This is a genomic window from Streptomyces sp. NPDC014882 (assembly GCF_043081325.1).
GTDB lineage: Bacteria > Actinomycetota > Actinomycetes > Streptomycetales > Streptomycetaceae > Streptomyces.
In genome coordinates, this window is sequence record NZ_JBIBWL010000003.1 from 365,419 (window position 1) to 387,041 (window position 21,623).

Here is a 21,623-nt window from a genome sequence, read left to right on the forward strand (position 1 = left end):
GCCGTACCCGAGGGCGTGCCTCGGGGGTGCTGAGCGCCGTACCCGAGGACGTGGCGGTCGCGGGGCGCCGCGTCGTACGGACGGCGGCCGTCGCCGGGCCCCTACCTCGCGGGGGAGGCCTCCCGCTCGCTGACGTCGAGCGTCAGGTGCGCCGGCAGGGCGCGCAGGAAGTCGGGGGCGTCGAAGAGGGCGCCGGCGGAGGCGACGCCGGTCGTCCGGGTGCGGCCGGTCAGGATGCGGTGCACCGCCTCGACGACGAGGGGCGCGGTGACGGCGTAGATGTCCCGGCCGCGTGCCACGGCCCGCCGCTCGGTGGTGCCGGAACGGACGACGACGTCGACGAGGAAGGTCTGCGCGGACCGGCCGCGTTCGTCGACGGCGGTCGGCGCCGGGGTGTCCGAGGACGCCAGGTCCCTGGCCGCCTCCAGGGCCATCGCGGTGCGCACCTCGGGGACGGACAGGTGGCTGGGGAGGGTGACGACGTCGGCCATGGTGAACTCGTCGACGACGGTCCGCCGGCCCAGCGGGGCCGGGAACTCCCACTCCAGCAGCGGCTGTTCGTCGTGGTGGTACTCCAGCCGGCCGCCCGTGTGGCGGACGTGACGGCCGTCGCGGCGCTCGCGGGAGACCCGGCCCGCGGCGCGCGTCCCGGCGGTGGGGTGCCAGCCGCTGAGGCCGTAGGCGACGCGCGCCTCGTCCGCAGCCGCCCAGTCGCCCATGGCCGTGGTGGCGAGCAGGTCGCCGAGGCCGCCGAAGAACGCCATCGCGGGCAGGACCACCGCTCCCTGGGCGCGGGCCCGGTCCCCGTACCGCTCGAAGGTGTCGGCGTTGGCCTCGATCTCCGCCGCCACGTCCACGTAAGGGATCCCGGCGCGCAGGGCCGCCTCGACGACGGGCCCGGCGGTCGTGGCGAAGGGCCCGGCGCAGTTGACGACGGCCGCCGCACCGGCCAGCGCGCGGTCGAGCGAGACGGGGTCCTCGGCGGTGGCCGGCCGTACGTCGAGTCCGGCGGGCCCGCGCGCCGCCAGTTCCCGCAGTCTGTCGGCGTTCCGTCCGGAGAGCACGGGAACGAACCCCCGGTCCAGCAGTTCCGCCACGACGAACCGCCCGGTGTGCCCGTACGCACCGAACACCGTCACCGTCTGCCCCGATCGCATGCATCTCCCCGTCCGCCACGTGCCCCACGTACTCGACGTGGTGCTGTCCCCGGCATCCTCGCCCGCGGGGCGGCCCGCCCACGAGTGTCCGGAACGACACGCCCCGTACACTTCCGGACATGGACACCGGGGGAGCCGGGCGGACCGGCGGCACCGTCGCGCTGGCCGTCACCGACGGCATGCTGCACTTCGAACTCTCCATCGCCCAGGAGGTGTTCGGCTCCGCACCCGCCGACGTGACCGTCCCCTGGTACGACCTCTCGGTGTGCGGGACGGACGCGGTGCGGGTCGGCCGGTTCCGGCTGGAGCCCGACCGGGGCCTCGACCGGCTGCCGTACGCCGATCTCGTGATCGTCCCCGGCTGGGCGGACGTCGACGCGGCCCCGCCCGCCGAGCTGGTCGAGGCGGTGCGGGCCGCCCACGAGGCCGGTGCGCGCGTGGCCTCCCTGTGCACGGGCGCGTTCGTACTGGCCGCCGCCGGACTCCTGGACGGCAGGCGGGCCACCACCCACTGGGCCCACACCGACGTCCTCGCCGCCCGCCACCCGGAGGTGGAGGTCGACCCGGACGTCCTCTACGTCGACGGCGGCACCGTCCTCACCTCCGCCGGCAAGGCCGCCGCGCTCGACCTGTGTCTGCACCTGGTCCGCCTCGACCACGGCTCCTCGGTCGCCAACTCCGTCGCCCGCCGTCTCGTCGTGCCGCCCCACCGGGCGGGCGGACAGGCCCAGTTCGTCGCCGCGCCCGTCCCCGACCGGGACGACCACCCCCTCGCCGCGCTGCTCCCCTGGATCGTCGCCCGCCTCGACCGGCCGCTCACCGTGGAGGACCTGGCCCGCCAGGCGCGGATGAGCTCCCGCCACCTCGGCCGCCACTTCCGGACGGCGACCGGCAGCAGTCCCCTCCAGTGGCTCCTCACCCAACGCATCCGCCGCGCGCAGGAGTTGCTGGAGACCACGGACCACAGCGTCGAGGCCGTCGCCGCCGCCACCGGCATGGGCACGGCGGCGACCCTGCGCCGCCACTTCAACCGCACGCTCGGCGTCCCGCCGGACACGTACCGACGGACCTTCCGCGCGGGGTGACGCAGGTCACCACGCCCCGGTGTCAGGACGGCGGGCGCCGTCCGGTCAGGGAGGTGCGGGCACACACACCGCACCACCCACCACGACACAGGAGCCCAGCATGGAAGCACGGTTGAACGTCATGGCCGGCCCCGTCGCGGCCAAGGCGATGAAGCACATCGTCGCCGCCGCCACGGCCCTCGGGGAGTCGACGCTGCCCGCCTCGACCCGCGAACTGGTCATGCTGCGCGCCAGCCAGATCAACGGCTGCGCGGGCTGCGTCGACATGCACACCAAGGACGCCGCGGCGGCCGGGGAGACCGCGCAGCGCCTCCACCTGGTCGCGGCCTGGCGCGAGGCGAAGGTCTTCACCGACGCCGAGCGCGCGGCCCTCGCGCTGGCGGAGGAGGGCACCCGCATCGCCGACGCGGCCGGCGGCGTCCCCGACGAGGTGTGGGCCGACGCGGCCGAGCACTACGACGACGACCAGCTCGCCGACCTCGTCGTCCAGATCGCCCTCATCAACGCCTTCAACCGCGGCAACGTGATCACGCGGCAGCCCGCCGGGGACTACGTGGTGGGCCAGTACCACTGACCGGCCCGGACGATGTCCGTCCCCCCGGGTGGCGGATGCCCGGGGGACGGGCCGTCTGCCGGTGGTCCGGCACGAGGCCGAGGTCCGAGCAGAAGCCCGGCTCAGTCTGCGGCGAAGAGATCCTCGGGTCCGGCGACGTGATAGGCACGCTCCCGCCAGGCCTCCAACTGCGCCAGGTCGTCGGTCTCCCGCAGTCTCCGCCGGACGGACACCGGCACCTCGATCCCCCGCCAGAAGAAGAGCCGCAGGATCACCGACCGCTCCAGGTCCACCCGGACGCTCTCCTCGTACCCCTCCCTGAAGGCTTGCTCCGCCGATTCCAGCCAGTACCGGCGCATGGGGTCCTGCCAGATGTACGAGGGGAGCCGCCAGCGGGGGCGCCCCTCGCCCCGCGCGTCGGCGGCAGTGTCCGGCGCGTCAGGAACCGTCGGCATCGAACAGGTCCTCCGCCCGGCTCACGTCCATGGCCCGTCGCGCCCAGAGCTTGAGCAGATCCTCGTCGGTGCACGTCTCCACGCGGTGCCGAATCGCGTCGGAGACGGGGACACCCCGCCACTCGAGGATGTTCAGGGTCATCTCGACGCCCTTCTCGACCCTCCCCTCTTCGCGCCCTTGGCCGCGTACCTCCTCGGCGAGCGGGTGCCGCCAGAAGTACTGGATCGTCGTCATCATGTCCCTCCACATCTGCCGGGCCCGGCTGTCCGCCAGGCAGGAGTCGACGAACTGCACGAAGACCGCGGCGCTGTCGCGGTCGATGGTCCGCAGGGCGGCTGCCAGCGATTCCAGTATGGCGGGAGCCTCCCGGCCCCGGCCGTGCGTCATGGCCGACAGCACCGCAAGGGGTACGTCCCGCTCGGCCTCCCGCTCGTCCGCGATCACCGGCACGTTGTCCGGGCCCAGCACGAACGGGCGCACCGTCAGCGACGGGCACCCCCGCACCCCGAGGTGGATCGGCTCGGCCGCCCACCGGGCCGTGGCACTGTTCTGCGTGACCACGATCAGCACCGGCTCGCACCGGTACTTCTCGTACAGGTAGCTCAGGTAGTACGGCCAGCTGCCCCGCTTCCTCTCGTCCGGCTTGCCCTGCGACTCCACGACCAGCAGGTACGCGCCCTCGTCCGTCTCCGCCCGCAGCAGCGTGTCCACCCGCCGCTCGACGGGCTCGATCTCGGTGAGGTCGACGTTCATCCCCGCGAAGTCGTACGGCTCGGGGAACGGGACGCCCAGCACTTGTTGCAGGGCACGTGTCAGCAGCGCGGGATCCTTCTGGAAGATCCGGTGCATGGCCTCGTGTGACGAGCCGACCATCGGCTCTCCTCTCTGTGCGACAAGATCAACGAGCTATGCCACCGGCAGGTCACACCAGACGTATTTGCCGCGGTGCCCGAAGCGGGACAGCGGGTGCCAGCCCCACACCTGCGCGCAGGCCCGGACGAGTACGGTGCCGCGCCCGCGCTCGGCGTCCGCCGGGTCGGCCACCTCGCGCGGCGGGTCGGGCGGCTCCGGGTCCGCGTCCCACACCCCCACCCGCAGCACACCGTCCGCCCAGCGGATCCGCAGCGCCGCCGGACCCTTCGTGTGCAGGACGGCGTTGGACACCAGCTCCGAGGCGATCAGCTCCGCGGTGTCCACCAGACCGATCAGCCCGTGCACGGTCAGGATCAGACGCAGCGTGCGGCGGCAGACCGGGACGGCTCTGACGTCGTTGGGGATGTGAAGGGAGTACTCCCACGTGTCGGGGGTGCTTTCGGGCATGCGTCAACTCCGGGTGAGGGGCGGGTGGGTGAGGGCGCGGTGGCAGTGCCGCGGCCGTCACGGCAGGACGGGGCGGTGCGCTTCCGCAGTGTGTTCAACGCATCACTGACGGTAGGGCCACAATTTGGGACTACGCAAGCTGTTGCGTAATCTGCTCCCCGAACGAGTCAAGGAGGACGTCGTGGCCCGCAGAACGTACGTGACTGCTCGCCAGGCCCGACTGGGCGCCGAGCTGCGAAAGCTTCGCGAAGCCGCCGGGTTGAAAGGACGTGAGGCCGCCGCGCTTCTCGGCACGGACTCTGCGCAGATGAGCCAGATCGAGTTCGGTACCGCAGGCGTCAGCGAGGCACGCGTTCGGCGGCTTGCGGCTCACTACTCGTGCACGGACGCCGATCTCGTCGAAGCACTGGTGGCCATGGCCACGGACCGCACGCATGGTTGGTGGGAGGAGTACAGGGGCAAGTTGCCCACTCCGTTCCTCGACATCGCCGAACTGGAGCATCACGCGGCGTACCGGCTCGACCTGGAGTTTCTGAACATCCCGGGCCTTCTCCAGACCGAGGACTACGCCCACGCGGTGTTCTCGTACCGAGTCCCGGAACTCCCGGAAGACGACACGGAAATGCGTGTGGAGCACCGCATGCGGCGAAGGGCGGTCATCGCGGAGGGGCCCGCGCCTATCCCGTACGAAGCGGTGATCCACGAGGCCGCACTGCGCATCAGGGTCGGCGACCGCGCCGCCGCACGTGTTCAGCTCACGCGCGTCCTGGAACTGTCGGAGGCCGACAACGTCACCGTCCGCGTCATTCCCTTCGACCTGGACGGTTTCGCCGGCGCATGGAGCACGATGATGTACGCGGGCGGCGCCGTCCCCAAGCTGGACACCGTCGTGCGCGATGTCACGACCAACGGCACGGCCTTCGTGGACTCCGAGGCTCAACTCGGCGCCTTTCGAACGCTCTTCCGTAAAATCGAGGCTGTGTCACTCGACCCTGATCGTTCGCGTGACTTCGTCCATCGACTTGCGAGGGAACTGTGAGGCACCCTGTGACCGCTCCGGAGAACTGGCAGAAGTCGTCCTTCTCCGGCGGCGGAGACGGCTCCAACTGCCTCGAACTCGCCGCCACCCCCGCCACCCTCCACCTCCGCGAGAGCGACACCCCCGCCACCGTCCTCACCACCACCCCCGTCCCCCTCACCCACCTCCTCGACGCCATACGCGCCCGGGCCCTCTAGCCTTCCGCCGTATCCGCGACCTCCACCGCGTCCCCCACCGTCACCCTCCCCTCCCGCACCACCCTGAAGTAGGCCCCGAAGACCGTGCCGCCGCCGTCCTCCGCGCGGCGGTGGTCCGCCAGGGTGCGCAGGGGTTCCGGGCCGGCCCGGCGGCCCGTCTCCTGGTCGACCATCGTGATGGCGCAGCGGACCGTCAGTTCGGTGAGGGCCAGTTCGGTGCCGCCGATCAGGAGGCGGGCGGCGGTGTCCTCCGTGTGCGGGGTGTCCCAGCCGTCCACGACGAGGTTGGGGCGGAAGCGGTTCATGGGGAGCGGGGCGACGCCGCGCTCGGCCAGGCGCCGGTTCAGCAGGTCCAGGCTCGCCCGCGAGACCACGTGCACGCGGTTGTCGTTGGTCGCGGTGCCGCCGGGGGACGTACGCACGCGCAGCAGCCGGCTCGGGCGGCCGAGGACCCCGCTCACCCACGCGGCGGCCTCCTCGCCCTGGTCGACGGCGCCGTACGGCTGCCCCGGCACCTTCGTGACCTCCTCGCCCTCCCCGGTCACCCCGGTCACCCGCAGTTCGCCCCGGCCCGGCGCGCGCAGGATCATCCCGGCGCCGTCGTCAACAAGCTGGGGAGTGATCAGCGCCATCCGGGGGTCGCCCCCCTGCCAGCGCGGCCCGCCCGCCTCGTCGGTGATCACGTACGCCCGGTCGTGCGGCAGTCCGCCGGGCGTGATCAGCGCCTCGGACACCGTGATCCCGGCGCAGCTCTTCACCGGGTAGTACGTCAGTGCGCTCACCTTCGCCCGTCCTGACACCGCGACTTCCTTCCCCCGTCGGCCGATGCGACAAGTTTTGCCGGAAGCGGTGAGTTCCGGCGGCCGTTCGTCCGTACTCCTGTGTGTTGGACCCCGCCGGGCACGGACGAGTACGGGCGGTGTGCCCGATCAGGCAGGAGGAACGGTGCGCTTTTCGCGGAACGCGATGGGAACGGCCTTCGTGGGCGGCGCCCTGAGTTTGACCCTCGCGGCTCTGGCCTATCCGTCGATGCTGGGGCTGGACACGGTGTCCACCTCGAACGACCGGATCATCGCCAACACCCAGTGGGGCCCCCTGACGGAGGGCGACCGGGACTTCGTGGTGAAGGTGCGGGCGGCCGGACTGTGGGAGTACCCGCTCGGGGTGATCGGGCTGCAGAAGGGGCAGAGCCCGGCGGTCAAGACGGCCAGCGAGCACCTGATCGACGGTCACGCCGCCCTGGACACGACCTGCCGCAAGATGGCGCCCATGCTGAACATCACCCTGCCCAACGTGGCCAGTCCGCAGCAGGTGGCGTTCGTCAACCAGATCAACGCGAAGACGGGCAAGGACTTCGACGTTGACTTCGCGAACATCCTCCGCATGACGCACGGTTCGATCTTCAACACCATCGCGAAGGTCCGCTCCACCACCAAGAACAGCCTCATCCGGGCCCTGGCCGACCAGGCCAACGACACCGTCCTGGACCACATCACGGTGATGGAGAAGACCGGTCTGGTCGACTTCGAGCAGACCCTCTTCCAGCAGACCACCCCGCCGAAGCTCCCCAGCTCCGACCTGACCCCGCCGCCACCGCCCGCGGGCCAGCCGATGGTCGTCCTCACCCCGCCGCCCACCGCCACGGCCGTGCCCGTGGACATCGACGCCGCGGCGGCGGGAGCCGGGGTCGCTCCGGTGCCCGCCCCCACGCCGACGGGGTGAGGCCGCCCGGCCCCGGGCCCGTGCTACGCCAGCCAGACCGTGGTGTCCGGGCCGATCCGGCCGTCCCCGGACGGCGGGGCGCTGCTCAGCAGCACCTCACCGGGCGGGCACGGCACCGGCGCGTCCGACAGGTTGGTGACGCACCGCCAGCCGTCCGTGCGGGCGAAGGCCAGCACACCGGGCGGGGTGTCCTCCGCCCAGGTGAGGCCCTCGCCGTCCAGCAGCTTGCGGCGCAGGCGCAGCGCGGTGCGGTACAGCTCCAGGGTCGAGCCGTCCGTGCCGTCCTGGGCCTGGACGGCGTACCGCGCGAAGGACTCCGGCTGCGGCAGCCACGCGCCGCCCGCGCCGAAGCCGTACGAGGGGCCCGTGGCCGTCCACGGCAGCGGCACCCGGCAGCCGTCGCGGCCCTTGCGGACGCGGCCCGTCTGCTCCCACAGCGGGTCCTGGAGGACCTCCACGGGCAGGTCGGCGACCTCGGGCAGGCCGAGTTCCTCCCCCTGGTAGAGGTACGACGAGCCCGGCAGCGCCAGCATCAGCAGCGTGGCCGCGCGGGCCCGGCGCAGGCCGGCCTCCTCGTCGACGTGCGGGGCGCGGCCGCCGGACAGCAGCCAGGCGTTCTCGTCCGTGCCCGGCGGGAGCATCAGGCGCGAGGCGTGGCGCACGACGTCGTGGTTGGAGAGCACCCAGGTCGCGGAGGCGCCGACCGTGCGGGCCGTGGCGAGCGAGGACGTGACGACCTCGCGGATCGACTCGGCGTCCCAGGGGGTCTGGAGGTACTCGAAGTTGAAGGCCTGGTTCAGTTCGTCGGGGCGGGCGTACAGGGCGCGGCGGGTGCCCGGCACCCAGGCCTCGGCGACCGCCGTGCGGGGCGGGGAGTAGGAGTCCAGGACGCGGCGCCAGTCGCGGTAGATGTCGTGGACCTCGTCGCGGTCGTAGAAGGGGTGGCTGCCGGGGGTGAGGGTCGCCAGCACGTCCTCGGCGGCCGCCCCCGCGGCGCCGAGGTCGCGGAGCGGCTCGGTCAGGTCCTTGGCCAGGGCGTGGGCCACGTCCACGCGGAAGCCGTCGACGCCCCGGTCCGACCAGAAGCGCAGGGTGGTGCGGAAGTCCTCGCGGACCTCGTCGTGGTCCCAGTTGAGGTCGGGCTGCTCGCGGGCGAAGAGGTGCAGGTACCACTGGCCGTCCGGGACGCGCTGCCAGGCGCTGCCTCCGAACACCGACTGCCAGTCGGTGGGCGGCAGTTCGCCGTGCGCGCCGCGCCCGTCGCGGAAGACGTAGCGCTCGCGGGCCGGGGAGCCGGGCCCGGCGGCCAGCGCCTGCCGGAACCAGGCGTGCCGGTGCGAGGTGTGGTTGGGGACGATGTCGACGATCACCTTCAGCCCGAGGCGGTGGGCCTCGGCGACCAGCGCGTCGAAGTCGGCCAGGGAGCCCAGGCGCGGGTCGACGCCGCGGGGGTCGATGACGTCGTAGCCGCCGTCGGCCAGCTCGGACGGGTAGAACGGGCTGAGCCAGAGCGCGTCGACGCCGAGCGCGCCGAGGTGGGGGAGGCGCCCCGTGATCCCCCTCAGGTCGCCGAGACCGTCGCCGTCGGCGTCGGCGAAGCTGCGCGGATAGACCTGGTAGACGACGGCCTGACGCCACCAGTGGGGATCGTGGGCGGAGAAGTCGGGGGCGGACGGCTGGTCCGCCCCGGGTGCGGGCACGAAGTCGGGCACGAAGTCGGTCACGCCCACCAGCCTGTCCACTTTGCCGGGAAGACGAACGTCCGCCCCTTGCGGATTGGATCATTCCGTACGTGGGGGAGATGTGACGGAATCTTGAACTGACCTGTGTTTGCCGCAGGTTGACAGGCCTCCGCCCCGCGACCCACGATGAGCGCACGCCGTGGCGCATGTGACCGATGGGCCCGGTGTTTCTTCCGAACAGCCGCTCTGCGCCGTCACCCGGGCATCGCCATGCCGCGACCCCGCCGTGACGGGCACGCGCACTCGCCAAGATGGGAATCGCATGTCCATAGCGAGACGTGTTTCCGTACGCCGCCTGCTGGGGACGGGCGCCGTGTCACTCGCCCTGTGCACCGCGTCCGTCGCCGCCGCCTCCGGGGCCTGGGCCGGCACCGGGACGCCCGGCGGCGACGGCTGGAAGTCCGGCGGCCAGTACCAGCCGGGCACCGGCGCGGGCACCGAGACGGGGACCGACCGCTGCCAGTTCTCCCTCGACGGCACGAACTTCCACGACTCCGTCAGGGTCGACGACCAGAACCTGAGGCCGAGCGCCGACGGCAAGATCCACCTCACCGTGCGGGCCGCCGACAAGGCCGCCACCTGCACCGCCTCGCTCGCCTCCTACCTGGCCCACGGCCCGGACTTCCGGACCTCGGGCGAGCAGGTCTTCGTCGACTTCGACACCGTGACGGTCAAGCCCGGCACCACCGACACCCTCGACATCGCCGTGCCCGACGCGGGCTGCTACGCGCAGATCGACCTCTACCGGGGCGCCGTGAAGTTCGACGGCAGGCTCGACGCGAAGGACGGCTTCGACCACGGCGACCTGCCCAAGGGCCCGGACCGCCCGGTCATCAAGGACAAGCTGATCGCGGCCTGGAACGGCGGCACGAAGTACTGCGCCCCGTCCGAGGAACCACCCGCCGAGGAGCCCCCGGCCGAGCAGCCGCCCGCCGAGCAGCCGCCCACCGACGAGCAGCCGCCGGCCTCCCCGTCCACGGAGGCACCGCCGACGACGCCGTCGACGCCGTCCACCGGGACGCCCTCGGAGACCGCCCCCGCGACGCCCCCGTCGCCCTCCGCGCCGGAGCCCTCCGCCTCGCGGTCCACCCCGGCCGCGGCCCCCACCCCGAACGGCGGTGGCGGCGACCTCGCCGAGACCGGCGCCGACGGCAACACCCCCGTCGTCGCGGGCGGCGCGGCGGCCCTGCTCCTGGGCGGCGCGGCGATCGTCGTGGCGACCCGCCGCCGCAAGGGCAGCCGGGCCTGACCCCTGTCGGGATCCGCAGTCCGACCGCCCCGCCTCGGCACCCTGTCCGGGGCGGGGCGGTCGGACACGGCTCCCGGCTCCGTCGGCCAGGACATCCATCTGCCACGGCGAGCGCGGACAGGTCGCGCAGCCGTGCAGGACGGGACAGGAGGACCGCCCCTCACCCCTAGCCCACCGTCTCGGTCTCGGTCTCGGTCAGCCGTACATCGCCACGCGGTACAGAGTCACCAGCGCGTCGTCGAGGGGATGGGGCTGCGGTTTACCGGAGGAATCGAGCCTGTTCCACCTCTGCAGGTTCAGCGCGACGGCCATCTGCCGCTTGCCGTCGGCGCGGGTCATGGCCAGCGCTCCGCCGCCCCAGACCGTGCCTCCGTGGCCCCAGAAGGTGGCCCGACCGGGAGCCTCCGTCGGGTGGAGGCCGAGACCGTAGTCGATCACCTTCCCTTCCTGGGACACGACCGGGACGGTGCGTTGCATCTGGGCCAGCGACGAGGGGCTGACGATCTCGCCGGCCAGCAGCAGGCGGTAGAAGCGGTTGAGGTCCGCGACGGTCGATATCAGGGAGGCCGCCGGGCCCACCCATGACATGTCGTAGACGCTGTAGTCACGCGGCGGGTCGATCATGCCGAACCACGACTCGTAGAGCTGCGAGTGCGGCCCGTCGACGTACGGCCCGGTGGGGAATCCGGTGTCCCGGAGCCCGGCGGGTTCGATGACGTTCCGGGTGACGCACTCCTCGGCCGTGGTGCCGGTCACCTGTTCCAGGAGCTGCGCGAGGAGCAGGTAGTTGGTGTTGGAGTACACCCCCGGCGTACCGCCCGGGGCGCCGACGGCAGGTGCGGTGACCCCCATCTCGATCAGTTCGGTGGGGGCGAACCGGGTGAGCCGGTGGTCGTCCAGGCTCTGGGGTCCGGTGTCCGCGAGGGCGGGGTACGCCTTGAGGGAGGGATACGCGTACGGGAGGTACTCGGCGAGGCCGCTGGTGTGGTTGATCAGCATCCGGACCGTGATCGTGTCACCGCGTCCTCCGGGAACCAGCCTCGGAAGGTACCGGCCGATCGGTGTGTCGAGACCGATCCGGCCGCTCTCGACCTGCTGCAGAACCGCGGCGGCGGTGAAGGTCTTGGTGGTGCTGCCGACGCGGTGCCGCATGTCGGCGGTGACGGGGCGGCCGGTGGCGACATCGGCGACCCCGGCGGCGCCGCGCCAGACCCGGTCGCCGTCACGCACCTCGGCGAACAGGCCCGGCATCCCGGCACGGTGGACGTTCTCGATGGCGGCGTCCAGCTCCGCGGGGTCCAGTGGGTTCCTCACGACATGCGTCCTTTCGCCATGCTCGGGGTGAGCTCCGCGTCGGTCGCCCGACCCGGGTGACAGGGCACGCGCGGCACGTCGGCCCGCCTGTGGCCGGGTCACCCGGAACGGCCATGCCCTCATTATGCACGCGGTGCGTGCAACACCAAGTGCACAGATAGACTGAGTCGGACGAGAGGGGCGAAATGGCAGGTCGAAGGCGCTGGTCGACCGAGGAAATCCTGGACGCGGCAGCGGAGTTGCTGCGCACGAGCGACGCGGAGTCGTTCAGCGTGCGCAAGCTCGCCGCGGCCCTCGGGACCGATTCCTCCAGCCTCTACCGGCACTTCCGCAGCAAGACGGAACTGCTGCGCGCGGTCGCCGACCGGATCCTCCTGGCCTCCATGGACGGCTACCGTCCCGAGGGGGACTGGAAGCAGCGCATCACCGCCCTGGCCCTGCGCATGAGAGAGGCGTTCGGCGAGCAGCCCCAGCTCGCCGCGGTCTGGGGACGGTACGCGTCGGGCGGCGCCGGTTCCCGGCTGGTCATGGAAGAGGTGCTGCAGGCCCTGCGCGCGTCGGGGCTGCCCGACGAGGAGATCCCGGGGCGCTACCACCGGCTCGCGGTCCTCATCGCCGCGCTGATCGCCTCCGAGGCCGGAGTCAGCACCATCACCCCGGAAGAGCACGAACAGGGCATGGAACTGTTCCGCGTCGCGGTACTCGGCGCCGACCCCGAACGCTTCCCCGCCCTGGCCCACTTCGCCCGCGACGTCCGCCCCCTCGGGGCGGACCGCCGCGCCGCGTTCGAAGAGATCCTCGCCGCCCAACTCGCCCACGTCGAGGCCGCGATCCGCCCGAACTAGACCGCTTCTTTCGGATCATCCGACCGCTGGTTGATGTGCGTCGTCGACGGGTGCCCGGCAGGTACGCATTGGGCCGTTCCTGCCGGGTCGGACTCCGGAGCGGGGAGGACGACGGCGTGATCACCGGCAGGTGATCACGCCATCACGTTCAAGTACCGCACCGGGACACCGCGGAGGGATCCGCCCGAGCACCTCGGCTCGTGGAAAAGCGCCCACAGCCGCCTCACGCGGACCTGCCACGAGCTGGGCACCAGCCCCCGCCGGAGCAGGCCCTGGACGAAGCCCCCTCAGGCCCCCTCGACGACCGTCAGCCACAGCTTCACGTACCGCTCCGCGTCCACCCCCAGCGCCACGTCCACCAGGGCCTGTTCGCGGGGGCCGTGGTGGATCTCGGACTCGCCGTGGCGGGGGCGGCGGTCGACGACGGTCTGGCCGCGGGCGGGGCCCGGGGCCAGGCTCACCTCGACGGGGAGGGGTTCGGTGGTCAGGCCGCCGGGGTCGACGACCGCGCAGACCGCGCCCGCGTCGCCCAGGCCGCCCGTGGGGGTGGGGTCGCCCGAGGTCGCCGGGTCACGGTGGGCGAGCAGTTCGCCCGCCATGCGCAGGCGGGGCTCCGCACTCGCCCGCAGCCGCTGGACGTCGGCGGCCGGGACCAGGACCCTCGTGAAGACGTCCAGGCCGTACATCGTGATCGGGACCCCGGCCGTGAGCAGGATCGCGGCCGCCTCCGGGTCGTGCCACACGTTGAACTCCGCGACCGCCGTCGCGTTGCCGGCCCCCGCCGCGCCGCCCATGAACACGATCCGCTCGATGTTGCCCACCACCTCGGGATGCGTGCGCAGCAGCAGGGCGATGTTCGTCAGGGGCGCCATCGGGATGAGGGTCACCGGCCTCGGCGAGGCGAGGATCTCGCGGCGCAGCAGCGTCACCGCGTCCACGTCGACCGGGCGGCGGGTGGGCGCGGGCAGCCCGAGGTCGCCCATCCCGTCCGCCCCGTGCACGTGCCGCGCCGTGCGCACCGGCTCGATCAGCGGGCGCTCGGCGCCCCGCGCCACCGGGATGTCCCCGGCCCCGGCCTGCTCCAGCACCGTCAGGGTGTTGCGGACGACGCCGTCCACGTCGGTGTTCCCCGCCACGCAGGTGATCGCCCGCACGTCCAGCCCCGGATGCCGTACGGCGAACAGCAGGGCCAGGGCGTCGTCGACGCCGGTGTCGCAGTCGATGATCACCGGAATGGGCTGACCGGTCACGAGGGTGCTCCTCTGCGTGCGGGATACGGGACACGGGATGCGGAACGGTTGCACCGGTGACCCTACGCAGCGGACTCACGTGGCGGGCCAGTGAGCCGGTAGACCGGCGGTTAACCCGGACGGACCGCCGCGCTGGTCGGCCGGCGGTGGTGGTGGTGCCGTGGGAGGGAGCACCCCCGCGGTGCCGGGGCGGACGCCGCGCCCGGGTCCCGTACGCCGTACCCCGGGCCGCGGAACCCGATCCGGTGCGCACCGGCCACTCCAGGAGGCACCCCCGATGACCCGCCGTACCCTCCTCGCCTCCGCCCTCGCCGTCGCCGGACCGGTCGCCGTCACCTCCTGCGCCACCCTCGGGCTGGAGCACCCGCCCACCGCCCGGCCCGCCCTGCCCACCGTCGAGAAGTCCGGCCCGGCCCGGCCCAGCGCACCGGCCGCCTCCCCCGTCCTCACCGACGCGCAGGCGCGCGCCGCCCTCCTCACGGGCACCGACCTCGGCGAACCCTGGACCCCGACGCGCGGCGCCGCCACCTGGCGGGACGGCATGCTCAAGGCCACCACCCCCACCGCCGACTGCCAGAAACTCCTCGACGGCCTCTACAGCGACGAACTGCTCGGTGCCCCGCCCCGCGCGGTCGTCGCCCTCGACGACGCCGACACCGGCGCCCAGCTCCGCTACCAGGTCGCCGGCCGGCGGCCCGCCGACGTGGACCGCACCCTCGCCTGGCTGAAGACCCTGCCGCAGAAGTGCGCCCGCTTCACCGCCAAGGCGCCGGACGGCACGGTCCTCGACGCCACCGTCACCGAGCAGCCGCTGCCCGAGGTGGGCGACGCCCGCCAGGGCCTGCGCGTCACCCTCACCGACTGGGACACCGACGGGGAGCCCGTCGCCCTCGCCCTCGACGTCGCCGCCGTCCGCGCCGGCCAGGACGCCTTCGCCCTCACCAACGGCGGCCTCGCCGACGTCCCCAACGAGGCGACCCAGGCCGCCGTCCAGCTGGGCGTGCAACGCCTCACGGAGGTACGCAAGCAGGGGCGGGTGCAGGTGTGAGGAGGGCGGCCGGGACCGACGGGCCCCGCCTCAGTCCGGGTCGAAGCGGGTCGTGCCGTCCACGACCTCGTGGGCGACGTCCGCGACCGTGCGGCCCTGCGCGAAGGCGTGGGCCCGCAGGAGGGCGAGGGCCTCGTCGGGGTGGACCCCCTGCTGGGCCATGACCATGCCGACCGCCTGGTGCACGCCGTCGTGGCCGGTGGCCAGGGGACTCAGCCAGACGCCGTCGCCGTACCGGCCGGCGTCCTCGTCGTGGGGCAGGGCCATGAGGGCCACCGTCAGCACGTCCGCCACCAGCCTCGCCGTACGGACCTCGTCGGCGGCCAGCTCACCGGGGACGTCCCGGTAGAGGTCCAGGGTGCCCACGCACACCGCCGGGTCGCCGAGGGGCAGCGCGTACACCGCCCGGACCCCGGCGGCCGCAGCCTGCTGCGCGAAGACCGGCCAGCGCGAGGCGTCCCGGCCCGCCGTGAGGTCGGCGGCGAACACCGGCGCGCCGGTCTCCGCCGCCCGCAGGCAGGGACCGTCGCCCAGCGTGGCCTGCACCTCCATCAGGTGCGCGGCCCGCTCGCTGCTCGCGCTCACCGGCACCGGCACCCCCTCGCCGCGCAGCGACACGCTCGCGCCGATCACCGGCAGCAGGCGCACCGCCGCGACGCACAGCCGCTCCGGCACGTCCCGGGGTTCGGCGCCGCGCACCTCCTGGGCGATCACCTCGGCGGCCCGTTCCCGACCGCGGTCCTCCGGCACGGCGATCACCTCCCTCCGGGAGTCCGGCTCCGGACTGCTCACAACCCGCCGGGTACCGCCCGACCGGCCCCGGAAACCAGCCCGGCTCGGGCCTTCCCGGACTTCCTCGGGTCTCCTCTGATCCCCTCGGACCTCCTCGGACCTCCTCAGGCCTCCTCGTACGGGTCGGCGGGCTGCCGCACCCGGGTGACCGTCACCGCGTCGGGGACCGGAGGCCGGGCCGCCTCCGAGCCGAGGGCGCCCTCGGGCCGCAGGACACCGGACACCGGTGCCGGTGCCGGTGCCGGTGCCGGTGCCGGTGCCGGTGCCGGTGCCGCACGCGTCGGCGGAGAGCGACCTGCGCGGGCCGGAACCCGTACCGGACGAAACCTGTGCCGGCCGGGACCTGTGCCGGCCGGGACCCGGCGGAAGGCCCCGCGGGGCTACAGCGGCGGCTGGGCCGGCGCCGCTCCCAGGGTCGTCGTGCCGGGGGCCGTGCGGTGGCCGAGGCCCGTGCGGTAGGCGTCCAGGGCGGCCTCCACCCGGCCGGTACGGCGCAGCAGGTCGCCGAGGAGACGGCACAGGTCGGCGAGGTCGCCGGCGGCGCCCGCGCGTTCCAGCAGGCTCAGGGCGCGGACGTAGTGCTCCTCGGCGGCCTCGGTGTCGCGGGCGTCCTCGGCGATGATGCCGAGGAGGCGGTGCGCGCCGGCCGCGTGCACGGCGCCGCGCTCCGAGGACAGGTCCCCGAGCACCCCGTGCAGCAGGGCGGCGGCCTCCCCGGACTTGCCGCGACGGTGCAGGACGTCGGCCAGCTCGACGGCGACCTGGCTGGTGTAGAGGGCGGCGCGCTGGGCCGAGAGCATGGTCTGCGCCTGCTTCAGCTCGTCCTCGGCCCGCTCCAGCTCGTCGTTCTGGGCGTAGACGTAGCCGCGCATCCAGTGGCAGTTGGCGAGTTCGGTGCGCAGCTGGAGCTGACGGTAGAGCTCGGCGGCCTTGGCGAGGGAGGCGTCGGCCTCGGCGAGACGGCCCTCGGCGAGGAGGGTGCGGGCCACCGAGCGGTGCATCCGGGCGACGAGGGCGGGGTCGCCGGCCTGCGGCGCGAGCGCCAGGGCGAACTCGGCGGCCTGGGCGGCGCGGGCGTGGGCGCCCATGTCCATGTAGGGGCCGATGACGGAGGCGTAGAGCAGCAGCAGCGCGTCGGGGTCGTGCAGGCCGCCGCGGTTCAGCTCGTCGAGGGTCGACTCCAGCAGGTAGACGGCGTACCGGAGCTCCCCCGCCAGGTAGTGGGCGACGGCCCGGCCCCGCAGGGCGGGGACGCGGGCCGGGAGCGGGGCGTGCGCCAGGCACCGCTCCGCCCGCTCGAAGTGCCCGCGGGCCGCCTCCAGCTCGCCGGTGTCGATCCCGCACTCCCCGAGCCCCAGCAGGGCGGTGGCCTGCTCCTCGGCGAGGCCGTGCTCCTCGGCCTCCGCGAGCAGCTCCGCGAACTGCCGGGCCGCCTGCTCCGCCTCCCCGGTGGCCAGGGCGCGCTGGGCCTCGGTGAGCCGCAGCCGCAGACCGGTGACGAGCCGGGCGGAGCGGCCGGTGGCCAGCTCCTCGAAGTCGACGCCGAGCCGCTCCGCGATGTGCCTGAGCGCCTCGTCGGAGGGCCGCACCCGGCCGGCCTCCAGCGTCGAGACGTAGGCGGGGGTGTAGGTCGGCTCGGCCAACTGGCGCTGAGTGAGCCCCCGTTCGACCCGCAACCGCTGCACCCGGCGTCCGACGACCTCCGGTTCGTCCCGCTCACCCACGGCCCGAATCACCCTCAACTACCCCTGACCCTCTTGCCGTTCGGCTGGCGCAGCCCTAGGTTAAACGGCGTGTTAAGCATGCTTAATACACGGTTGACGCGGCGGCCGCTGCCGTTCCCGCTTTTTGTCCACCGCCGCTTTTCGCCCCTGGTCGCCGCCGACGTTGCGAGGTTGCCGTGCAGGAACGCACATCCGCACCCTACGGGCGCCCCTCCTGGCGGTACGCCAGAGCCGTCGCGGCGGCCGTCATAGCCGTGGCGGCCCTCGTCACCGCCGCCAACGCGGTCCCGGCCGCCACCGCGGACGACCCCCGGCTCTCGACCGGCGTGGAACGCACCGGCAAGTAGGCGGTACGGCCCCGAACGGGCGGCCCCGGCCCCCGGCCCTCGGAGGGACACCGGCCCGACCGCCCGGGAGCGGAGCCGGCCCGACATCCGGAGACGAGGCGGGCCGACACCCCGAGACGGGACCGACGGACCACCCGGAAGCGAGGCGGTCCAACGTTCGCAGACGGGGCCGACAGACCACCCGAAGGCGGTGCGGACAGTCCCGGGGCCGGTCCGGTGGGCCGGTCCGGTGGGCCGTGCCGGCGAGCCGCGGGGCACCGTCGGCCTCCCCCGGCTCCACCTCCGCGTCACCCCTGCGTCTGGAGCTGGCGGAGCTGCTCGCGGACGTGGTCGAGGGCGCCCTGGCGGCGGCCAGGCACCCGGCCGCGCAGCTCGGCGAGCGCCGGGCCGAGGTCGCGGGCCCTGCTCCGGTCCGTGATGCACCCCCACTGGTGGTGGGCGCGGTCCACGGCCGCCTCGACCGGCGCCGCGTCGACGGGCTGGCCCGCGGCCAGTCTCGCCGCCGCGACCGCCATCCAGGTACGGCAACTGCGCTCGGCGTCCCCCGCGAACATCGCCAGGTCCGCCCGCACCTCGGACCAGTGCAGCGCCTCCTCCGACCCGGCCCCGTGCGCGACGAGCGCGGCCTGCTCCAGGCGGGCGGCGAGGGCGTCGGCGGCGGGGTGGTCACCGGTCTGGACGGCCGCCGTGATGCGGGCGTGGGGGTCGTCCACCGGCCCGTCCGGCGTTCGGGGACCGGGCCCGTCCAGGGCCGCCGGCGGGGGTCCGGGGGTCTCGCCCCCGGGGACGACGGGGGTCCCCCCGCCCGAGCGGGGCCGGGGGTGGGGGAGGGCGGCGGGGGCGAACCCACCGGGGACACCCGCACCCGGCACGGGAGCCGCACCCGGCACGGCGCCCGCACCCACATCCGGCACGGGAGCCGCACCCGGCAGGGGACCCGCGCCCGCACCCCACAGCACCAGGTCCCCCACCTCCCCCTCTCCCGCGATCCGCGCCAACGCCGTCTGGTGCAGCTGCTCCGGCCCCGGCCGCCCCCCGCTCCGCAGCACGGTGGCGATCGCCTTCATGTACGTCGGCGCGGCCACCCTCCGCCGCCCCGCCGGAGGCGCGACCCTCCCGTACACGGCGACCCCCGCCCCGCACTCCAGTCCGCGCCCCCGCAGCCATCCCCAGGTCTCGGCGTCCGCGTGCAGGTCGAGCAGCAGCGTCGTCGTCCCGGCCGCCCGCAGCCGCAGTTCCTCACGGAACCAGTGCCAGGGGAAGCCGGTGTAGCGCACGGTCGACGGTGTCGTACGGGCCAGCGCCAGGTGCGGCAGCCGCTGCCGGCGGTCGAGCTGGAGCTGTCCGGTGACGAACACGGTCAGCGGTCCGGGCGCCGCCGCGGCGGCCCGCAGCCGGGTCAGCACGGCCTGCGGCTCCAGCGGATCGGCGAGTTCGACGACGTTCGCCGTGTCGGTGCCGGCCAGGACGGCCGGCGGCACGGCCGCGAGCACGGGGAGCACGGACGCCGCGTCCACCAGGCACCCCTTGCCCACGGGCGAGGCCGCGAGCAGCAGCACGGTTCCGGGCATGGTCCCTCCCCCTCGATCACTCACGTCAGCACCGTAACCGCTGCTGCTGCGAACGGGGACCTCAGGCCCGCAAACGTCCCCCTACGGGGCCTTCGTCTCCGTCCGTTCCCCGCGGCCCGCCCCACCCGGCCCGCTCTCGGCGGCCCCCGCCCCACCCGGCCCGCGCTCCGTGGCCCCCGCGCCCCGCGGCCGTACCGCGAAGATCGTCGTGTCGTCGTCGAGGCGGCCGCCGCAGTGCCGCAGCGTGCGGTCGCGGACGTAGGCGACCAGGCGGCCGGGGGCGGCGGTGCGCGGATCGAGGACGAGGCCGTCGGCGACGTCGTCGACGAGCGGGTAGAAGGCGCCGGTGCGGTCCCGCGCCTCGGTGACGCCGTCGGTGACGAGCAGCAGCGTCTCCTCGGGGGCGACGGCGGCGCGCAGCACCGGCGGAGGGCCGCCGCGGGTGAGTTCGGCGAGGCCGAGGGGGAGTCCGCCGCCGTGGGGCAGCGGCCGCACCCCGCCGCGGCCGACGGCGAGCGGCGCCTCGTGACCGAACACGACGACGTCGACCACCCCGTGCTCCCCCTCGGGGAAGCCCAGCAGGACGGCCGTGGCGAACCGGTCCCCGTCGTCGCGGCCGAGGGCGGCGGTGTGGGCGCGGTGGCGCCGCATCCGGGTCTCCAGCCGGTCGGCGACCGTCGCCAGGTCCGCCTCGTGGTAGCCGGCCTCCCGGAAGGTGCCGAGGAGGGCCGCCGCCGCCTCCACCGCGCCCAGCCCCTTGCCCTGGACGTCGCCGAGGAGGACGCGGGTGCCGTGCGGTCCGGGCTGGATGTCGTAGAAGTCGCCGCCCATGCGCGCTTCGGCGTCGGCGGCGAGGTAGACCGCGGCGTGGTCGAGGCCGCCCCAGCCGGGCGGCAGCGGCCGCAGCACCGTACGGCGGGTGGTCTCGGTGACGTGCCGCATGTGCAGCATCCGCCGCTCGCCGCGCACCCGGAGCGCGGCGGCCAGGACGGAGAGGAGTCCGCCGACCAGGACCAGGAGGAAGTCGCCCGCGCCCTCCCGGTACTGGGCGGGCCAGGCGGAGTCCGCGCCGACGTAGGTGACGAGGGCCAGGACGGCGAAGAGGGCCGTCGTGCGCACCCCGCACAGGACGGCGGCCAGCGCGGCGACGAACACGCACCAGGAGACGACGCGGAAGTCCCCGCTGGTGCTCAGGTCGACGGCGGCGACGACGAGCAGCGTCAGCAGCGGCACCAGCCAGGTGACGCTGTGGCCGCGGAACTGCAGCAGCTTCTGCCGCTCCAGTGCGTCCCGGCGCCCGGCGTACGGGTGGCGGGCGTACGGGGGGCGGGCGTACGGGTGCCCGGCATGCGGGTGGCGGGCGTACGGGTGGCGGGCGGGCAGCCTCCGGCCCCCTCGGTCGCTCACCGCCCCAGCGAAACACGCCCGCGCGGGGGCCGCATCCCGGTCCGCACCGCGCGCGTCCCGGCCCGCACACGCGCCGCACGCCTCCCTGCCCGCGCCGCGCGAAAGGCGCCTCCCACCGACTTGCCGCCGCCCCCGCCCAGGTGTGCCCTGGAAGCGGGGGCCCAGCAGACGGGGGCCCAGCAGAGAGGAGTGCTCCCATGGCTCATGCGGCACCCACCCCGGGCATGCGGACACCGGGCATGGGGACACCGGCCCTGACCGGGTCCCGTGCGGGCGGCACGCCCGACGTCTTCGGCGAGCGGACCCACCTGGTCATGAAGTGGGCGGTGCCCGTCGCGCTCGGGCTGGTCTACGGCTACTGGGCCGCGGCGAACCGGCGCAGCGGCGGGCCGATCACCGGCTGGAACGTCCTGTTCGGCTTCGTGACCACGCTCGTGTTCATCGCGCTGTACGTCGCCGTCCGCGCCGTGGCCCCGAAGCTGCGGCGCGAGGTGCACGCCCTGCTGTGGGCGGCGTTCGCCGGCTGCGCGATCGGATTCCTCGTCAACCAGAGCGGATCGAGCACGCTGTACTCCACGGGCGTCGCGCTCGCGGTCGCGGCGGGCTTCTTCGCGGTGATGTTCTACCGCTACTACACGCACGAGGACGCGGAGGGGCACCGCATCACCTAGTGCCGCGGCAGGCAACGTTTGCCCGTCAAGGAGCGGCGTCCGGTGCGTGCTCTCGGCGTGCCGGCCGGAAGTCCTCGTACTGGACGTACTCGGGCTTTCGGCCGGTGCGGCGGGAGTGCGTGCCGGGCGTCGCG

The 21,623-nt window shown here is 74.1% G+C and carries 22 protein-coding genes; 10 read left to right on the top strand and 12 right to left on the bottom strand.

Annotated features, from left to right (window positions below; translation table 11 throughout):
- Positions 1 to 101 precede the first annotated feature (101 nt).
- Positions 102 to 1,157, bottom strand: a complete 1,056-nt coding sequence (locus ACF09K_RS09615) for a saccharopine dehydrogenase family protein (protein ID WP_392241995.1) — start codon at positions 1,155 to 1,157, stop codon at positions 102 to 104.
- Positions 1,158 to 1,276: 119 nt separating this feature from the next.
- Between ACF09K_RS09615 and ACF09K_RS09620 the strand changes: the two genes are divergently transcribed.
- Positions 1,277 to 2,242 (top strand): helix-turn-helix domain-containing protein, encoded by a 966-nt coding sequence (locus tag ACF09K_RS09620; protein ID WP_392241996.1) that lies wholly within the window; start codon positions 1,277 to 1,279, stop codon positions 2,240 to 2,242.
- A 100-nt stretch (positions 2,243 to 2,342) separates the two neighbouring features.
- Entirely contained in the window at positions 2,343 to 2,816 is a 474-nt protein-coding gene (locus ACF09K_RS09625; protein ID WP_392241998.1) for a carboxymuconolactone decarboxylase family protein, read from the top strand.
- Positions 2,817 to 2,917: 101 nt separating this feature from the next.
- On the opposite strand, the gene ACF09K_RS09630 is transcribed toward ACF09K_RS09625, so the two are convergent.
- Genes ACF09K_RS09630 through ACF09K_RS09640 form a run of 3 tightly spaced genes read right to left on the bottom strand, consistent with a single transcriptional unit; the run spans position 2,918 to position 4,571 of the window.
- A complete protein-coding gene (locus ACF09K_RS09630; RefSeq protein ID WP_392242000.1) occupies positions 2,918 to 3,250 on the bottom strand; it encodes a hypothetical protein in 333 nt (110 codons plus the stop codon).
- The gene (locus ACF09K_RS09635; protein WP_392242002.1) at positions 3,234 to 4,124 is read right to left on the bottom strand and encodes a hypothetical protein; all 891 of its coding nucleotides are present in this window, start codon (positions 4,122 to 4,124) and stop codon (positions 3,234 to 3,236) included. The genes ACF09K_RS09630 and ACF09K_RS09635 overlap by 17 nt, the downstream gene beginning before the upstream one ends.
- Positions 4,125 to 4,157: 33 nt before the next feature.
- Positions 4,158 to 4,571 (bottom strand): ATP-binding protein, encoded by a 414-nt coding sequence (locus ACF09K_RS09640; RefSeq protein WP_392242003.1) that lies wholly within the window; start codon positions 4,569 to 4,571, stop codon positions 4,158 to 4,160.
- 181 nt (positions 4,572 to 4,752) lie between these two features.
- On the opposite strand from ACF09K_RS09640, the gene ACF09K_RS09645 reads away from it, so the two are divergent.
- Positions 4,753 to 5,610, top strand: a complete 858-nt coding sequence (locus ACF09K_RS09645) for a helix-turn-helix domain-containing protein (protein WP_392242004.1) — start codon at positions 4,753 to 4,755, stop codon at positions 5,608 to 5,610.
- Between the two features lie 8 nt (positions 5,611 to 5,618).
- Positions 5,619 to 5,807 (top strand): DUF397 domain-containing protein, encoded by a 189-nt coding sequence (locus tag ACF09K_RS09650; protein ID WP_392242006.1) that lies wholly within the window; start codon positions 5,619 to 5,621, stop codon positions 5,805 to 5,807.
- Here the strand turns inward: ACF09K_RS09650 and ACF09K_RS09655 are convergent.
- Positions 5,804 to 6,589: an MOSC domain-containing protein gene (locus tag ACF09K_RS09655; RefSeq protein ID WP_392242007.1), complete on the bottom strand. Its 786-nt coding sequence runs from the start codon at positions 6,587 to 6,589 to the stop codon at positions 5,804 to 5,806. The two genes, ACF09K_RS09650 and ACF09K_RS09655, sit on opposite strands and share 4 nt — an antisense overlap.
- A 184-nt stretch (positions 6,590 to 6,773) precedes the next feature.
- On the opposite strand from ACF09K_RS09655, the gene ACF09K_RS09660 reads away from it, so the two are divergent.
- The gene (locus ACF09K_RS09660) at positions 6,774 to 7,529 is read left to right on the top strand and encodes a DUF4142 domain-containing protein (protein ID WP_392242430.1); all 756 of its coding nucleotides are present in this window, start codon (positions 6,774 to 6,776) and stop codon (positions 7,527 to 7,529) included.
- 23 nt (positions 7,530 to 7,552) lie between these two features.
- On the opposite strand, the gene ACF09K_RS09665 is transcribed toward ACF09K_RS09660, so the two are convergent.
- Complete coding sequence (locus ACF09K_RS09665; protein ID WP_392242008.1) at positions 7,553 to 9,253, bottom strand: glycoside hydrolase family 13 protein; 1,701 nt, start codon at positions 9,251 to 9,253, stop codon at positions 7,553 to 7,555.
- Positions 9,254 to 9,533: 280 nt separating this feature from the next.
- Between ACF09K_RS09665 and ACF09K_RS09670 the strand changes: the two genes are divergently transcribed.
- The gene (locus ACF09K_RS09670) at positions 9,534 to 10,520 is read left to right on the top strand and encodes an LAETG motif-containing sortase-dependent surface protein (protein WP_392242010.1); all 987 of its coding nucleotides are present in this window, start codon (positions 9,534 to 9,536) and stop codon (positions 10,518 to 10,520) included.
- A gap of 195 nt (positions 10,521 to 10,715) precedes the next feature.
- Here ACF09K_RS09670 and ACF09K_RS09675 read toward each other — a convergent pair whose 3' ends face one another.
- Positions 10,716 to 11,834: a serine hydrolase domain-containing protein gene (locus ACF09K_RS09675; protein WP_392242012.1), complete on the bottom strand. Its 1,119-nt coding sequence runs from the start codon at positions 11,832 to 11,834 to the stop codon at positions 10,716 to 10,718.
- Between the two features lie 185 nt (positions 11,835 to 12,019).
- Between ACF09K_RS09675 and ACF09K_RS09680 the strand changes: the two genes are divergently transcribed.
- Positions 12,020 to 12,679: a TetR/AcrR family transcriptional regulator gene (locus ACF09K_RS09680; RefSeq protein WP_392242014.1), complete on the top strand. Its 660-nt coding sequence runs from the start codon at positions 12,020 to 12,022 to the stop codon at positions 12,677 to 12,679.
- A 287-nt stretch (positions 12,680 to 12,966) separates the two neighbouring features.
- Here ACF09K_RS09680 and ACF09K_RS09685 read toward each other — a convergent pair whose 3' ends face one another.
- Positions 12,967 to 13,929, bottom strand: coding sequence for a nucleoside hydrolase (locus tag ACF09K_RS09685; protein ID WP_392242015.1), 963 nt, complete (start codon positions 13,927 to 13,929; stop codon positions 12,967 to 12,969).
- A gap of 277 nt (positions 13,930 to 14,206) precedes the next feature.
- On the opposite strand from ACF09K_RS09685, the gene ACF09K_RS09690 reads away from it, so the two are divergent.
- Positions 14,207 to 14,977, top strand: a complete 771-nt coding sequence (locus ACF09K_RS09690) for a hypothetical protein (protein WP_392242016.1) — start codon at positions 14,207 to 14,209, stop codon at positions 14,975 to 14,977.
- A gap of 30 nt (positions 14,978 to 15,007) precedes the next feature.
- Here the strand turns inward: ACF09K_RS09690 and ACF09K_RS09695 are convergent, their stop codons facing one another.
- Together ACF09K_RS09695 and ACF09K_RS09700 are read right to left on the bottom strand one after the other, a co-directional pair.
- Positions 15,008 to 15,769: a GAF and ANTAR domain-containing protein gene (locus ACF09K_RS09695; protein WP_392242017.1), complete on the bottom strand. Its 762-nt coding sequence runs from the start codon at positions 15,767 to 15,769 to the stop codon at positions 15,008 to 15,010.
- A gap of 380 nt (positions 15,770 to 16,149) precedes the next feature.
- Positions 16,150 to 17,493 (bottom strand): helix-turn-helix domain-containing protein, encoded by a 1,344-nt coding sequence (locus ACF09K_RS09700; RefSeq protein ID WP_392242018.1) that lies wholly within the window; start codon positions 17,491 to 17,493, stop codon positions 16,150 to 16,152.
- A gap of 176 nt (positions 17,494 to 17,669) precedes the next feature.
- Here ACF09K_RS09700 and ACF09K_RS09705 point away from each other — a divergent pair, with 176 nt between their 5' ends.
- Complete coding sequence (locus tag ACF09K_RS09705) at positions 17,670 to 17,840, top strand: hypothetical protein (RefSeq protein ID WP_392242020.1); 171 nt, start codon at positions 17,670 to 17,672, stop codon at positions 17,838 to 17,840.
- 287 nt (positions 17,841 to 18,127) lie between these two features.
- On the opposite strand, the gene ACF09K_RS09710 is transcribed toward ACF09K_RS09705, so the two are convergent.
- Positions 18,128 to 19,411, bottom strand: coding sequence for a hypothetical protein (locus tag ACF09K_RS09710; RefSeq protein ID WP_392242022.1), 1,284 nt, complete (start codon positions 19,409 to 19,411; stop codon positions 18,128 to 18,130).
- Positions 19,412 to 19,492: 81 nt separating this feature from the next.
- A complete protein-coding gene (locus tag ACF09K_RS09715; protein WP_392242432.1) occupies positions 19,493 to 20,695 on the bottom strand; it encodes a PP2C family protein-serine/threonine phosphatase in 1,203 nt (400 codons plus the stop codon).
- Between the two features lie 320 nt (positions 20,696 to 21,015).
- Here ACF09K_RS09715 and ACF09K_RS09720 point away from each other — a divergent pair, with 320 nt between their 5' ends.
- Positions 21,016 to 21,489: a hypothetical protein gene (locus tag ACF09K_RS09720; RefSeq protein WP_392242023.1), complete on the top strand. Its 474-nt coding sequence runs from the start codon at positions 21,016 to 21,018 to the stop codon at positions 21,487 to 21,489.
- The last annotated feature ends 134 nt before the right edge of the window (positions 21,490 to 21,623 follow it).